Raw genomic sequence first — 15,587 nt, 5'->3', positions numbered from 1 at the left:
GTTTTCCTCTCTTGTTAATTAAATAAAAAAGTACTGCTGTCAAAAACTAGGACGAATCAATCTTTAGCTTCATTATAACAAACACGGGCGTTTTATCCAGTCTTTTTTAAGACGAAACTGTTTTACATCAAAATTAATAATATCAACATAAGTTAGCGCCAAAATAGAAAGAAACGGCGTTATAGACGGCTTGCCGACTTGGGCATACAATCGGGCCTATGCGTTTACACAATGGCCGAACCACCCTATTCCGTCATATCAACGGCATGGACGGACAATTTATCCTGCTTGAAAACCATCCTTCATGGATGCCGGTCAATGATGGCGATTTCAACCATGCCGCGCCCCTGCCCGACGGTTTGGCCGTACACGAAGAATCGTTTTATCCATTTGAAAAAATAGATGTCGAATCGGCAGATAATATCAAAATCTTCAGCGAAGAAGCCCTACGGCTGGAGAAAGAACGATTAAATGCGATAGCCTTGGTAGAACTGGCAAAAAATCTTAAAGCCGCCCAAGCCGAAGCCGATTTAGCCGCGCTTCTGGAAAAAATGGATTTTCATTTAAAACAAGATGATATTTTCAAATAAACCCTTCAATCTTAGGCCGTCTGAAACCAAACACCCGGCACAATTGTTGACAATGCAAGAAAAATAGTTCATCTTGAACCAATTCGCAGCACTCCATCCTATATTTTCAGCCCATCACAAAGGAATCGAGAACATGTTTTCAAAAAGCGTTACCCTCGCACAATATGACCCAGATTTGGCAGCAGCCATTGCCCAAGAAGACCAACGCCAGCAAGACCACGTCGAGCTGATCGCCTCTGAAAACTACGTCAGCTGTGCCGTTATGGAAGCCCAAGGTTCGCAATTGACCAACAAATATGCTGAAGGCTATCCTGGCAAACGCTACTACGGTGGCTGCGAATACGTTGATATTGTCGAACAATTGGCGATTGACCGCGCTAAAGAGTTGTTTGGCGCAGAATATGTCAATGTCCAACCGCACTCCGGCTCCCAAGCCAACCAAGCCGTGTACGCTTCTGTTTTGAAACCGGGTGACACTATTTTGGGTATGTCTCTGGCACACGGCGGCCACTTGACCCACGGCGCAAGCGTTAACATCTCCGGCAAACTCTACAACGCCATTACTTATGGTTTGGATGAAAACGAAGTTCTCGATTATGCCGAAGTAGAACGCTTGGCTCTTGAACACAAACCCAAAATGATTGTGGCCGGTGCATCTGCCTACGCGTTGCAAATCGACTGGGCAAAATTCCGCGAAATCGCCGATAAAGTCGGCGCATACCTCTTTGTCGACATGGCGCACTATGCCGGCCTGATTGCCGGCGGCGAATATCCTAACCCGGTGCCATTCTGCGACTTCGTAACCACCACCACCCATAAAACCCTGCGCGGCCCTCGCGGCGGTGTGATTTTGTGCCGTGACAATACGCATGAAAAAGCGCTGAACTCTGCCATCTTCCCAAGCCTGCAAGGCGGCCCATTGATGCACGTTATCGCTGCCAAAGCCGTAGCGTTTAAAGAAGCGTTGCAACCTGAGTTCAAAGAATACGCAAAACAAGTGAAAATCAATGCTGCCGCCATGGCGGAAGAGTTGGTTAAACGCGGTTTGCGCATTGTATCCGGCCGTACCGAAAGCCACGTTTTCCTCGTTGACCTGCAACCGATGAAAATCACCGGTAAAGCCGCCGAAGCCGCTTTGGGCAAAGCTCACATCACCGTCAACAAAAACGCCATCCCGAATGATCCGGAAAAACCATTCGTTACCTCCGGCATCCGCATCGGCTCCGCCGCCATGACCACACGCGGCTTTAACGAAGCCGACGCGCGCGTATTGGCAAACTTGGTTGCCGACGTATTGGCCAATCCTGAAGACGAAGCCAACCTCGCCAAAGTCCGCGAACAAGTGACTGCTTTGTGCAATAAATATCCGGTTTACGGCGCATAAGCATTTCCGACTTGGATAAAATATTAGGCCGTCTGAATGTTCAGACGGCCTTTTTTTATTTCAACTTTTCTTTTAAATTTCAAAACTGTTTGTTTCGCTGACTTTGCGTATCATGCCTGCCGCGACAGTATGGTTGGTGGCTTCGTCAATTAAAATAAACGCGCCTTGGGCATGGTTGTCTTCATATGCGGCAGCGGCAAGCGGCTGTTGGGTTTTAAAGCTGACACTGCCAATATCGTTGAGCTTGAGCGTTTCGGCGGATTCGACCCGGCTGAGAGTGTTCACGTCCCAAACGTAGGCAATTTCGCTGATTTTTACCGGCGTGGTTTGGGTAGTGTGCTTCAGCAAATATTTACGGCGCAGATTGAGCGGAATATCGTCAAACCAGCAAAGCGCGGCTTGAAATTGTTGTTCGGGAACAATGGCGCTGTCGGCTGAAACAATGCTGTTGCCGCGTGAAATATCGATGTCTGTATCCAAAACAACAGTCAACACTTCCCCTGCCTCGGCAGATTCGGTTTTACCGTTGGCGTTATAGATTTCGGCAACTTTGGCAACATGGCCGCTGGGTAAAACTTTGACTTCATCGCCCACTTTCAGACGACCCGCTTCCAATCTGCCTTGATAACCGCGGAAGTCATCGCTGCTGCTGCCGTCTTGGCGCGCCACGCGTTGTACAGGAAAGTGCGTGGCTTGGTCGGCGGCATTTTGACGGTTGACGGGCAGGCTTTCAAGCAAAGGTAAAAGCGGCAAACCTTGATACCACGGGGTTTGGCTGCTGGCATTGACGATATTGTCGCCTTTTAAGGCGCTGATGGGCAGGAAGTGGATTTGTGCTTTGAGGCCGATTTGTTCCGCCAGTTTGCGGTAGGCCTCGGTAATGGCCTGATATTTGGTTTCGTCAAAGTCGAGCAGGTCGAGTTTGTTGACGGCGACAATGATGTTGGGGCAGCCCAAGAGTTTCAGAATCGCGCTGTGGCGTTTGGTTTGCGGCAGGAGGACAGGTTCACTGCCTGAAAAATCAACGCGTGTGGCATCAACCAAAATAATGGCGGCATCGGCAGTCGATGCGCCGGTAACCATATTACGCGTGTATTGCTCATGTCCCGGCGTATCGGCAATGATGAGTTTGCGTTTGGGCGTGGCGAAATAACGGTAGGCGACGTCAATGGTAATGCCTTGTTCGCGCTCAGCGGCAAGGCCGTCTGTCAGACTGGCAAAATCAGGTGTTTCGCCGTTTTCGGCAGCACGGTTAAGTTTGTCAATTTGGTCGGTCAGCAAGGTTTTGCTGTCGTAGAGCAGGCGGCCGATGAGCGTGGATTTGCCGTCATCGACACTGCCGGCGGTGATGAAGCGTAAAAGCGGAGCGGAAGCTGCGGTCATGATTCTTTCCCATTTCTCGTGATTTCTCAAACTGACTGCTACTTTAAACAGGCCGTCTGAAAATGGGAAAGAATGTTTGGTTGTTAAAAAAGCTGTTTTCGTTATATCGCAAAGCTATGGGATATTGCCTCACGCCATCCGTTTTCTCCGTGTCGCCAACCAACACACAATCGACCCTAAGCACACCATGCCCGCACCCTGCCAAAACGTCATGGACAAAGGCGCGCTAATCACAAACGATGACACCACCGCAGACAACACTGGAATGAAATAAGATGCGCCTGCCAATACAGTCAGGTTGCCGCGCGAAATACCGATATTCCACACCGCATAGCCCAGCCCCATACAAGCTGCAGCGGCAACGGCATAGCCGAGCGATACAGTATCAAAATTCAACGTATTCGCTCCGCTGAGAAAGTATTCGATCCACAACAGTATCGACACCAGCGCAAAGAAGAAGCCGACGCTGCTGCCCTCTGCTTTCACGCGCGCCGTCAGCGTACAATATGCCGCCCAAAGCACGGCATCTACAAATGCCATGATATAGCCGCCGGGATTGGTGCGGACATTGTGGTAAATACCAGAAACCGACAAGCCGACATCGCCGCCCAGTACGGTGGCAATCCCCAAAAACGACAGCACAAAGCCGATGACTATCCACCATTTTGACGGCTGTTTGTTGAAATATACCGCCCCGACGATGGTAAACGTCGGCCACAAATAATTCACCATGCCGATTTCCACCGCCTGTCTCGCGTTTTTCGCAAAGCCAACCGACAACGACAAACACAATTCGCAGCCGACAAAAAACACGCTCGCCCAAAACAGATAGCTGCGGTTGTAATTGCGCAAATGCGGCCGACCGAAAATCAGCCAAATCAATACGGTGGACAAGGTGTACATCATTGCCGCGCCGCCCACTGCCCCCATATGCAGGCTCAAAGAGCGTATCAGAGAAATGACGAAGCTCCACAAGGCAACGGCAAGCAGCCCGATGGCAGTGGCTTGTTTGGATGAAATATTTTGAGATAAGAAATGAATCATGGCGTATGTGTTGAAGATGGTTTTATTAGGTTTATCGTAGTCTGAATATATCGTTTCTACATTAATTATTTTAACGGTTTCAAGGCCGTCTGAAAATGATTGTTTCAGACGGCCCTCTATTTGTAATTAGTCTTAAATATGACTATAATCCGCATCCAATTAGTCAATATCGAGACCAATTTATGAATCAGCTCGACCAACTCGGTATGCGCATCAGCCACATAGACAGCGCATTCGACCAATGGATTAAACAGCAAAACACCAACTACAATACCTTCGCCGTTCTCTACACCTTGGCCACCGAAGGCAGCCGCACTCAAAAATACATAGGCGAAGAATGGAGCCTGCCCAAGCAAACCGTTTCCGGCACATGCAAAACGCTGGCGGAACAAGGCTTGCTGACATTTCACGAAAGCGAACAAGACAAACGCGAACGCTTATTGTCGCTGACCGAACAAGGCAAGGAATCCGCCGCACCATTGGTGCAAAACATGCAGAAATTCAGCAAACAAATTTTTACCGCCTTCGGTGAAAAACGTGCAGCCCGACTGTTTGCCGATTTGGACGCGTTGGCCGAATTAATGGCGCAAACCCTCAATACTAAATAAGGAGGGCAGCCATGTGGAAAATGTTGAAACACATCGGTCAAACACACCGCCACAAACTCATCACAACCTTCTCTCTCGTCGGCTTGGATAATCTGCTCTTGCTGGTATATCCCGTGTTTGGCGGCTGGGCGATTAATGCCGTTATGGAAGGCAACGTCTGGCAGGCAATGTTGTATGGTGTGGTGGTTTTATTAATGTGGATAATCGGTGCCGCCCGCCGAGCAGCCGATACGCGTACGTTTACCCAAATCTATACCGAAATCGCCGTCCCGGTCGTTTTGGAACAGCGCAAACGAGAAGTACCGCATTCCGCCATTACCGCACGCGTTGCCCTATCGCGTGAGTTTGTCAGTTTTTTTGAAGAACACCTGCCCATCGCTGCTACTTCGCTGGTCTCCATCTTCGGTGCATGTATGATGTTGCTGATATTGGAATTTTGGGTGGGCGTATTGGCTGTCGCGATACTTGCCCTGTTTTTATGGTTGCTGCCGCGTTTTGCCGCCATCAGCGAAAACCTATATTTCCGTTTAAACAACCGGCTTGAACGCGACAACCACCTTATCCGCGACGGCAACGAGCATCAGCTCTACCGCCACTATGGCTGGGTTGCCAAACTACGCGTGCTGATTTCCAACCGAGAAGCCTTAGGCTATCTCAGTATCGGCATGGCGATGAGCGTATTGTTCGGCTTCGCCTTTATACACATGACGCTTAAAGGCTATGGCAGCGCCGGCCATATCTATTCCGTCAGCACTTATTTATGGATGTTTGCAATGAGCTTGGACGATGTACCGCGCTTGGTCGAACAATACTCCAATCTAAAAGATATCGGACAACGCGTTGAACTCTCGGAAGAAAACAATTTTTCCAAGGCCGTCTGAAACCTTAACACACTATCAGGACATATTATGAGTTGGTTTTATTTAATCTTAGCCGGTATGCTGGAAATCGGCTGGCCATTGGGCTTAAAGCTGGCACAACAGGAAGGCTACCGCTGGCATGGCTTTGCCGCCGCGCTTGCGTGTATTGTCGGCAGCGGATACTTCCTTTACCTTGCCCAAAAAAGTATTCCAATGGGTACAGCCTACGCCGTCTGGACAGGCATAGGCGCGGCAGGAGCGTTTTTGGTAGGCGTTGTATTTTTCAACGATGCCGCCAACTTCGGCCGCTGGCTCGGTGCATTTCTCATTATCTCAGGTGTCATAGTGATGAAACTCTCCAGCGGAAACTGAAAATCTCGTTTCTATCCAATCCAAGGCCGTCTGAACAAGCATGCTCAGACGGCCTAATACTTTCCCGAATATAACGAAATCATCTTAAATTAAAACCAAGCATTCTTTCCTTTTTTCAGACGGCCTGTTTAAAGTGGCGACTGTCCATTATTCAAACAATCGGTTATAGCCGTCCAACAAAGGAATCCAAATGAGCCAAGCCAATCCGCTTCCACCCGAACTCTCCACCCAACTCTCCGCCCTATCCCCCACCCAACTTGCCTGGCTTTCCGGCTATTGCTGGGCGCAAAGCCAAGGCATATCCGGTGTAGCAGCCGAACCATCTACCCTGCAAACAAGCGCCTCGACCATCAGCCGCCGCGTATTAATCCTCTCCGCCTCACAAACCGGTAATGCCCGCAGCGTTGCCGAATCCTTACACGCCAAACTTCAAGCCGCCGGCGTAGAAGCTCACCTCAGCAGCGCAGGCGATTTTAAAAGCAAAACCCTGCCCGACGAAGACATCGTCCTTTTGGTTACCTCCACCCAAGGCGAAGGCGAACCGCCCGAAGAAGCCCTGCCCCTATACAAATTCATCTACGGCAAAAAAAAACCCGATCTCAGCAAATTGACCTTTGCCGTCTTGGGCCTTGGCGACTCCTCCTATCCCAACTTCTGCCAAGCAGGCAAAGACTTTGATGCCAAATTTGCCGAACTAGGCGCAGGCCGTCTGAACGACTTGGGCATTTGCGACTTAGAATTCCAAGCCGATGCCGATGCATGGATTGCCGCCGTCGTACCCAAAGTAGCCGAATTAACCGCCCAAGCAACAAGCCCAAATCCAACCGCCGCAGCAAACGGCTCAGCAACACCAAGTAGCGGCACTGTGTACACCAAAGAAAACCCCTACACAGCCACCCTATCCGTGCGCCAAAAAATCACCTCGCGCGACGCGGAAAAAGACGTCGAACACATTGAAATTGACCTCAGCGGCTCAGGTCTGCATTATCAGGCAGGCGACGCGCTCGGCGTATGGCCGCTTAATGCCAGCGACCTCGTTCAAGAAATCCTCGACCTCAACCAACTGAACGGCAACGAAACCGTCCAACTTTCAGACGGCCGCGAAACCGACATCCGCACAGCCCTGACCGAATCCGCAGACATTACCCAAAACACACCCGCCTTCGTCCAACAATACGCCGAATTATCAAACAACGAAGAACTCAAAACCATAGCCGCAGATAAAGCCCAACTGGACGCCTACCTCGCTGCCACACCGCCCGTCGGCGTATTTGCCGCCCATCCACACCCACTGGACGCACAAACCCTATACAGCCTCTTCCGCCCACAAACCCCGCGCCTTTACTCCATCGCCTCCGCACAAGGCGAAGTCGGCGAAGAAGTCCACCTTACCGTAGGCGTCGTCCGTTTCGACCACCATGACCACACCTACACCGGCGCAGCATCCGGCTACTTGGGCGAACGCCTTGAAGAAGGCAGCGAAGTCCGCGTCTTTGTCGAACCCAACCCCAACTTCCGCCTGCCCCAAAACGGCGACACCCCCATCATCATGATCGGCGCAGGCACAGGTGTCGCCCCCTTCCGCTCCTTCATGCAACAACGCGCAGCCAATGGCGACAGCGGCAAAAACTGGCTCTTCTTCGGCAACCAACGCCTGGCCGACGACTTCCTCTACCAACTCGAATGGAGCGAATGGCGTAAAGACGGCCTCCTCACCCGCGCCGATCTCGCATGGAGTCGCCAAGGCGAACACAAAGTCTACGTCCAACACAAAATCGCCGAACGCGCCGCCGAAGTTTGGAGCTGGCTGCAACAAGGCGCACACATCTACGTCTGCGGCGACGCCGCACGCATGGCACGTGATGTCGAAAACGCCCTGATCGAAGTCATCGAAACCCAAGGCAAACTCAGCCGCGACGATGCTGAAGACCACCTCAACGAACTGCGCGAAGAGAAACGCTACCAACGCGACGTTTATTGATTGGATAAACAAAAATAAAGGCCGTCTGAAAGCTGAATTTCAGACGGCCTTTTAATCTTTATCGTTTTCCCGAAAACATCTTAAATAAGCCTGACAACATATTACCTTGTTTTAGCTCCAAATTTTGACTTCCGCATTTGCCACATTGTCCAGGCTTGGGCAACAACATATCCGATCCCTTAGATGCCTCACGCTGCCAACCGCAAGACAGACAAGTCCAATAAACATCTTGGTGGGGTTTAACTGCCATATCAATCCTCCTTTACAAACGGATAAAACGGCTTGCCCCAATCCTTATCGGCATTTTTCTGAATAATCGACAGCATTACCGGCAGGATGCTGCCCAAAATCTTACAGGCATCCTTTAATTGTTCGCGATTGGCGCTACTATTATAAGTCGCACCGCCATGCACCATCTGATTACGCAAAGTGTAAAGCCTGTCAAACAACACAAACAAGACCGTTGCCGTATCCTGCGCGGCCAAAGCCGCATTTACTTTACGCCGCTCTTTTTCAAAGCATTCCAAATAAGCGGCTTCGGAAATATAGCCGTTATGGAAATCCCAAAATTCCTGAAACACATAGCGATTGCCCAATAAAGATCGAATCGCACCCGAAAATTCCTTCCACACCAAAGCATAAATCTGCTTATCCGTATCCAGCGCACAGACCTTATTTAAAAAAGTCTGAAATTTGTTTCGATCTGCAGGCATGGTTCGTCCGTCCAGCTCATAAGCATAAGCCGCATTAAACGCAATCCACATAGACTGGAAGGCAAAATCCCAATCCTGTACCGACCATCTTTCCTCCGCCTTTTCCAGCCAGCTCAAAGAGCGGTGGATACGCAAGCGGAAGTGTTCCGAGTAAGTATTTTTATGGTCTTGATAATATGTCTTGATTCCAGATAAATTCATTGCCATTCCCTTTTAGCGTATCGATCAATTCACTTCATATGCACGAAATATCCTGCAATGGAATGAAGCAAATCATAATACACCCTTCATAATATTTTTTAAAAATAATATATTGCACTTACTGAGGCCGTCTGAATATTCAGACGGCCCAGGCCATCAATTAAACAAATGAATAATAATCATTCTTTTCTTTTTTAACAGCTCCCGCCTTAACCAATCTACCTAATGCTAAAGCAGCATGTTCCCCCTTATAGTGCTCTGTCCAATCCTCAAAATCAAAATAGTGCTGTGATTCTATCAAAGCTTTTATTGCCTCAAGTTGTTCATCCGACAGATTAATATTATTGTGCCGTTGCAAAAACTGATTAAAAATTTCTTTATCCGGTAAAACAAATTGGTATGTTTTAATTGGATTACTTCCTCCCAATACCATAGCTAACATATTTCCAAAACCAAATTCATTTTTCTTACTTCCATCATCAATACAACGGATTATTCCAGCTTCACAAAGTGCATTCAAAGCATCATCACAGGTGCAATTTTGATGAACATGTTTAAAGTGATTATTATAAACATCCTCCCATTCATCAAATGTAAAGGTTTCTTTATTATCAATCAAAAGCATACCTACAGTTAATTCTATTTTAGAATTACTACCTACTAGCCTATTTCCCCAATACCCCCAAAATCTAGCACTTAATTCTGTTGAATATGTTTCCTTCTCATTTGAAGGCTGGTCATCCATCAATTCATCGGGCATTTGCTCCTTTTGGGTTAACCGAACAAATTTTTCATCCAGCTCGATTTCATCCTGCGTCCAATTTTTACGTTTAACCTTGCTTGGCTGACCAAACACCTGCTCAATTGCCGCCACAATTTTCATTGTGACCGTTTCCAATTGTTTCAGATGTTCTTCTTTTTGCTTGATGGTAAAGATAGAATTCATTTTACTGAGTTTTTCATACAAATCCGAACTCAGGTCATCAAAGCCGTTTTCTAACAAATCCAATTTGAAGCCGCTTAAAGTCGCATTGATTTGCTTGTTTTCTTTGATGGTACGCAAAATAGCACGTTGATATTTTTCATCCACGACAAACAATCTTTGCATAAGCAAGGTTTGTTTTTCAGACGGCTGATCCAGGCTGGCAAGAAAAGCATGCAGCGACTGTTTGTGATACAGATACTCTTCTTTCGTAATAGAACTGTATGCAGAAATACCGGCAATTTCGATATCGTAATCGTCCAAAGTATCGGCAATTTCTGCCATAATTTCTTCAAGCTGGTCATATGGGCGCAAATCTGCTTTATTTAGAACGATATAGAGCGGTTTTTGGCTGTATTGTCCTGCATGATCTAAAAAGTCCAAATCGCTTTTTGAAATCGTACCGTTGGAATCCAAACCAATTAGCCACAACAAAGCCTCGGAATTTTGGACAAACTCTTGCGCCGTTTTTACATCTTCCGCGGTATGTCCGTCTGCCACATCAGACGGGTTGTATCCCGGCGTATCGATAAAGCACAAATGCTCAAACTTCATCGGTGTAGTCATAAACACAAAAGGCATGATGGTTTTAAGGTTGAAACCAAATGACCGGATAAAATTATGAGACAATTTTTGTTGAAAATCAGGATCGATCTTCAGCAAATCAATCACACCACCGTTCTGACTGCAACCGATCACGCCGTTTTCCTGACCGTTTAAGGCATAAGTCGGAATGGCAGTAGTCGGTTCGATGCCGATGGGCAGGCGGATATTGGGATCCTCAAACAAACTGCTGATAAATTCGGATTTACCGGCGCTGAAACCTCCGGCAATGGCAATCGAGCGTTTTTTGTAAAATTCCGGGTAAGCGCCAATGACTTTTAATTCATCACCAATTGCCTGCAATTCTAAAAATGCCGCCGCCTCATCTTTCAAGGAGTCTTCCTGATTGGCAAACTCTAAAAAATCTCCTTTCAAAAGACAAAAATACTCTCGAACACCGGGATTCAGATTATTGGCCGATAAAAGATCTGCAATCAAAGTCTGACGCAATTCGCTTTCCGACAAATTTTTCTGTAATTGCTCTAATTTTTGTTGTGCCTGCTCAAGCTGTTTTTTCAATTCAGGCAGCTCTTGCTCTGCCCGATTCAATTGTTCTTGCATGATGTCTATGCTCTTAAGTTGCTGTTTGATTTGTTCAAGAATTTCCAAGGCTTGTTGTTTCTTACCAAACATCAAGCCCAAAGGAATACTCGGACTGATCCATTCTTTCAATTTATCTACTGAATGATGAGGCATATTTATTCCTTGCAGGCCGTCTGAATTTTTCAGACGGCCTGATTGATTTTGATTAAGCGGCGGACTGCATCAAGCCTGCCAACTCTTTCTGAATACCTTGATAATTAAATAAGCTCGCTTCTTTATTTTCAATTTCACTCAGCAGTTGTTTCAGGTTATTTTCCAGATCTGCGGTCAACTCTTTCGCCAAGTCAATTTTTTTAAGGTTGCTTACCAAAGTTGTCATATAGGCAGAAATATCTTTATTAACCACGTCTTTAAGATTAGAAATATAATCTTCTGCATCATCAATAAATGATTCTGCCTCATAACCTATTAACTTACCTGTCTTTTTCAGGCTTTTAGGTATATCGTCTTCTAATTTAAATGAAGCCTCAGGAATACGCGCCAAAACATTTTTTACCGCACGGGCAATAATATTGACATCCAACTCTCCGTCACCCATTGCCTCTCTCAACGCGCTGACGACTTGGCTGTAGATTTTCTTTTTCCAAGCCTGTGAATAGTTTTCGGACAAATGGCCCAATTCATCTTCCAAATTAGAACGGATTTCTTCAATTGCGCGACGAATCGGTTTGGCTTTTACCGTCGTGTAGGAATGAGAACGCGTTTTAGTGACAGTTTTTCCACCATCAAAAATATCTAAAAGAGTACCCAACCCACCACGCTTTTCTTTAACTTGATACTCTTCGTATTCGGTTTCCGACCCCTGAGCATCATCAGAAACACTGTCAAAACGGCGCATTTCACTTTTCAATTTGTCTTTTAATTGTTTGCTCAAATTCAGTTTGATATCCGAAATCAAATCATCATACACGCCGCCCACATTTGCATCGATTGTGGCTTGCTGCTTTTTGAGTTCGGCTTCTTGCTTACGCAATTCGTCCACATCGGCATGCTGAATCTGATGAATCTGCTCATTGATGCGCTCGGCCCATGCTTTTAAATAGCCTTGTAATGCGGTACGTTTGCCATTTTCAAAATCAATGCGCCGTTGCGCCAAAATTTGTTCTTTATTGGCAGTTACTTCACTCACTATTTGATGTATCTGATGAATATTGGCCAATTGGTTTAATGCATTTTTAGCCAATTCTTCATGACTGAAAACATCAGGGAATTTTTGATTCAAATTGCGCCATACGTGTTGCAAATTGGCATCCCAAGTATGTTGTTCATCAAAACGCTGTTGCAGTGAAAACGCCACGCTTGAAGAGCAAATTACGTTGTTTTTGCTCAACTTGTCCGCAGCCACTTTCATTGACGGATATTCTTGGACTTGTTTGGCCAAAACATTACGCGCATGCTTGGTCAAATTGTCAGAAATACGTTCCAAAACATGAATAGGATCGCTCAAGCCTTGACTTTCACTGCCAAACAATTGGTTATCCACCTGACTGGCGATAAGATAAGCTTGCTGCGTCCCCTCTTTGGTCGTTACCCGATGCATCAAATCAGTATCCTCGCTGCTGAGGAATTGGCCCGAAGGAGAAACAATCAATACGACGTCGCAGTCTTGCAGTAATTGCTCGGTGCGTTCGCCACGAGATGTCACAGGGTCATTAATTCCCGGGGTATCAATGATTTGCAGGCCCTGCAAACCTTTTTCCGGAATATGCAATGTAACGGACTTGGTAAACGGCATGAATGCACCGCTTGACCCAACAAATTGGTTCAATACGCCATTCATCAGCTCTTCCACACTACCCGCTGAAATCGTACGGTATTGCTCCAAATCACTTAATGATTTGCCTGATTCTTTAATACGGCAATATTGATCATATGAAGCAAAAGACGGATCATCCTTCATCTCCCGTTCGGCTTGAGATTTGGCTTTATTGCGGCATTCTTGCTGCTCTTCCGCCGATAAAGAATTAACACCTTTTTTTCTCTTAATTCTCTCAGCATTTTCCAGCTCTTTTTCTTTAACTTTGCTATCTAACGCTTTTTGGAATAAATCATATTTGACTTTAATTTCATCAATGTCTTGTTGGGTAAAAAAGTCTACTTCTGCGCTGACATTTTCACTGTATTCCATAATGGTCAGCGCGGCTGTCATCGGTGTGGCGGCTTTAGGCAAAATATCATTACCATTGAAAAGCAAGGCATTGAGCATGGAGCTTTTCCCTGCCTTCACACGCCCGATAATACCGATACGCAACACACGGCCTTGTTCTGCAAAGCTATCTAAAACTCTCTGCCACTCTTCGCTTTTCTGAATTGCATGCTCCTGCTTCAATGCCAAGGCATCATGACTGAAATTATTTTTATTTACGAATTCTTCAATTTGGTTGTTTAACTGGATGATATCCATGAATAGATCCTTAATATTTTTGGAAATATCTATTTTTTCAGACGGCCTTCGATACCATTGAGGCCGTCTGAAAATGATTAGGCAAACAAATAACGGTTTGCCGCTGTAGTCAGCTGTTGCTTGCCGCTTTCCAACTCATTAATCGTGCTTTCCAACTCGACGGCTTTTGCTGCTTTTTCTGCCTCTGCTGCTTCAATCTCATTACGTTTTTGTTGCAGCTGCTCCTCAAACTGTTCGCTGACTTGATTAATCAGGGCTGTAATATTCTGATTCATTAAATCAGGCAGTACGCTATTAAGCTGCTGTTGAATTTGTGGAATGACATTATTGATAATTGCCTGTTCTACTTGTTCACGCTGTCTGCGCTCCCTCTCTCCTTTTGTAAATAAAGAAATAATTTCAGGCAGGAAGAGCAATACGGCACTCACAATACCAAATACACTGCCAAGCAATGCTTTTAATGTTGCCGAAGTCACTTTACCCATAATTGCTTTAGATATTGATTTTAATGCTGTATTAGCTACTTTTCCGAAAGCGTCTGCCCCGCTATTGGCCAATACATCCATTGCAATGCCAGCCAAACCGCCATCCGGCAAAGTAGCTAATTGTGCATTGATACCATTGCCCATTTCTTCTATCAAATCTTGGCTAATGGCTCGGAAGCGGGTCTGAACGGCGGAAAGCAGTGCATTTTTTGTAATGTCGTTCAGCTCGCGCTCAAATGCACCTTGGTTATTGATTACCAAATCAACCAGTCGCATTTTTTGCTGCAAAATTGCAGATGTGACAGCCTGATTGATGACAGATACGCTATCTCGTGAATAACGCTGGTCGACATCATTGATTGCAGATTGTTTTTTGGCTTCAATACCTTGCAGGCTGTTTTGCAGGGCAGATAAAGTTTCTTCGATTTCTTTTCTATCTGATTTAAATGTAGAAATTTTGACATTGATGCTTTGTATTAATCCTGTATAGTTTTCACGCAATTCATCAATAAACAAAAGTTTGAACAATTCATCAGGATTGACTGCAGTCAAAATATTTTTAAGGTTATTGCCACCATCCATATCTAAAAGGGCAATTTGTCCCGTATAGTCAAAATCGTCTTCCAGTTGCTCGGCAATTTTTTGTTGTACTGCTTTAACATCATCAGGTGCGCGCAAATTGGTTTTGCTGATACAGAATGCAAAGCCTTTTCCAATTTGTTGGAGATTGTCAATTTCACGCTTCATGCTCAATGTAATGTTTCCGTCTTCGATGCTGGTTAGGAATACAAAGAAAACGCCACGCTCCAGGTAATTCAAAATAGCTTGGTTATGGTTTTCAATCGGCGCATCAAATCCTGGCATATCAACCAATACCAAAGGTTGAATGGCTTTTAAATTTTCATTATTTAAATAAACACGCAGATTTTTGAAGTTTTGTGCATTGTCTTTTAAACGTGCAAAATCAGCCAATTGATGACGCTCAACCGCACCCGAAGCCGTTACTGCTTCAATATAGTTGCTATCGCTATAACGCAATTCTGTTGCTAATGCAGTTTCCGGAGTCACGGCAGTCGGCAAAATTTCATTGCCTAAAAAAGAATTGAGCAATGTACTTTTTCCCGCGCTAAATCCGCCAACCACCGGCACAATCAGCTCTGCATCCGTAATATTCCTTTGAATTTCCGATAATTTGTTATCTGAAATTTCCAAAGTGGAAATGATGTTCTTAACTTCACCGATATAATCTAAAAATTGCTTTTTGCTGTTCATAAAATAAATTTCTCCTGAATAAAAATTAAATGGAAATGACTACTTTCTGCTATTTGTGCCGATTAGTCCTTACTGAATGAACTCATTAGCAGACAAAAACCC

General features: G+C 45.8%; 12 protein-coding genes. 6 read left to right on the top strand and 6 right to left on the bottom strand.

From position 1 onward, the window contains the following. Nucleotides 1-218 precede the first annotated feature (218 nt). Nucleotides 219-590 carry a hypothetical protein gene (locus tag HMPREF2700_RS02115; protein ID WP_070589658.1) on the top strand — a complete coding sequence of 124 codons (372 nt, stop codon included), beginning with the start codon at nucleotides 219-221 and terminating at the stop codon, nucleotides 588-590. 133 nt (nucleotides 591-723) lie between these two features. Next, a complete protein-coding gene (gene glyA, locus HMPREF2700_RS02110; protein WP_070589656.1) occupies nucleotides 724-1,974 on the top strand; it encodes a serine hydroxymethyltransferase in 1,251 nt (416 codons plus the stop codon). A 72-nt stretch (nucleotides 1,975-2,046) separates the two neighbouring features. Here the strand turns inward: glyA and HMPREF2700_RS02105 are convergent, their stop codons facing one another. Together HMPREF2700_RS02105 and yddG are read right to left on the bottom strand one after the other, a co-directional pair. Then, nucleotides 2,047-3,357, bottom strand: coding sequence for a sulfate adenylyltransferase subunit 1 (locus tag HMPREF2700_RS02105; RefSeq protein ID WP_070589654.1), 1,311 nt, complete (start codon nucleotides 3,355-3,357; stop codon nucleotides 2,047-2,049). Between the two features lie 129 nt (nucleotides 3,358-3,486). Then, nucleotides 3,487-4,401 carry an aromatic amino acid DMT transporter YddG gene (gene yddG, locus HMPREF2700_RS02100; RefSeq protein WP_070589651.1) on the bottom strand — a complete coding sequence of 305 codons (915 nt, stop codon included), beginning with the start codon at nucleotides 4,399-4,401 and terminating at the stop codon, nucleotides 3,487-3,489. Nucleotides 4,402-4,583: 182 nt separating this feature from the next. Here yddG and HMPREF2700_RS02095 point away from each other — a divergent pair, with 182 nt between their 5' ends. The 4 genes from HMPREF2700_RS02095 (at nucleotide 4,584) to HMPREF2700_RS02080 (ending at nucleotide 8,222) form a co-directional block, all read left to right on the top strand. After that, nucleotides 4,584-5,009: a MarR family winged helix-turn-helix transcriptional regulator gene (locus tag HMPREF2700_RS02095; protein ID WP_070589650.1), complete on the top strand. Its 426-nt coding sequence runs from the start codon at nucleotides 4,584-4,586 to the stop codon at nucleotides 5,007-5,009. An 11-nt stretch (nucleotides 5,010-5,020) separates the two neighbouring features. Then, nucleotides 5,021-5,890, top strand: coding sequence for an ABC transporter six-transmembrane domain-containing protein (locus HMPREF2700_RS02090; protein ID WP_070589648.1), 870 nt, complete (start codon nucleotides 5,021-5,023; stop codon nucleotides 5,888-5,890). 27 nt (nucleotides 5,891-5,917) lie between these two features. Next, nucleotides 5,918-6,241 (top strand): DMT family transporter, encoded by a 324-nt coding sequence (locus tag HMPREF2700_RS02085; protein ID WP_070589646.1) that lies wholly within the window; start codon nucleotides 5,918-5,920, stop codon nucleotides 6,239-6,241. 190 nt (nucleotides 6,242-6,431) lie between these two features. Continuing rightward, nucleotides 6,432-8,222, top strand: a complete 1,791-nt coding sequence (locus HMPREF2700_RS02080; protein ID WP_070589643.1) for an assimilatory sulfite reductase (NADPH) flavoprotein subunit — start codon at nucleotides 6,432-6,434, stop codon at nucleotides 8,220-8,222. A 251-nt stretch (nucleotides 8,223-8,473) separates the two neighbouring features. Here the strand turns inward: HMPREF2700_RS02080 and HMPREF2700_RS02070 are convergent, their stop codons facing one another. From HMPREF2700_RS02070 to HMPREF2700_RS02055, 4 genes are all read right to left on the bottom strand, one after another. Then, entirely contained in the window at nucleotides 8,474-9,136 is a 663-nt protein-coding gene (locus HMPREF2700_RS02070; RefSeq protein ID WP_083303933.1) for a HEPN domain-containing protein, read from the bottom strand. Nucleotides 9,137-9,296: 160 nt separating this feature from the next. After that, the gene (locus tag HMPREF2700_RS02065; RefSeq protein ID WP_070589637.1) at nucleotides 9,297-11,417 is read right to left on the bottom strand and encodes a dynamin family protein; all 2,121 of its coding nucleotides are present in this window, start codon (nucleotides 11,415-11,417) and stop codon (nucleotides 9,297-9,299) included. Between the two features lie 52 nt (nucleotides 11,418-11,469). Continuing rightward, nucleotides 11,470-13,728: a dynamin family protein gene (locus HMPREF2700_RS02060; RefSeq protein WP_070589635.1), complete on the bottom strand. Its 2,259-nt coding sequence runs from the start codon at nucleotides 13,726-13,728 to the stop codon at nucleotides 11,470-11,472. 77 nt (nucleotides 13,729-13,805) lie between these two features. Next, the gene (locus HMPREF2700_RS02055) at nucleotides 13,806-15,485 is read right to left on the bottom strand and encodes a dynamin family protein (protein ID WP_070589633.1); all 1,680 of its coding nucleotides are present in this window, start codon (nucleotides 15,483-15,485) and stop codon (nucleotides 13,806-13,808) included. Nucleotides 15,486-15,587: the final 102 nt, after the last annotated feature.

The sequence above is a fragment of the Neisseria sp. HMSC068C04 genome (assembly GCF_001810105.1).
Classification (GTDB): Bacteria; Pseudomonadota; Gammaproteobacteria; order Burkholderiales; family Neisseriaceae; genus Neisseria; species Neisseria flavescens_B.
The sequence above is the reverse complement of the archived record's forward strand: the minus strand, read 5'-3'. Positions and strand labels throughout refer to the sequence as shown.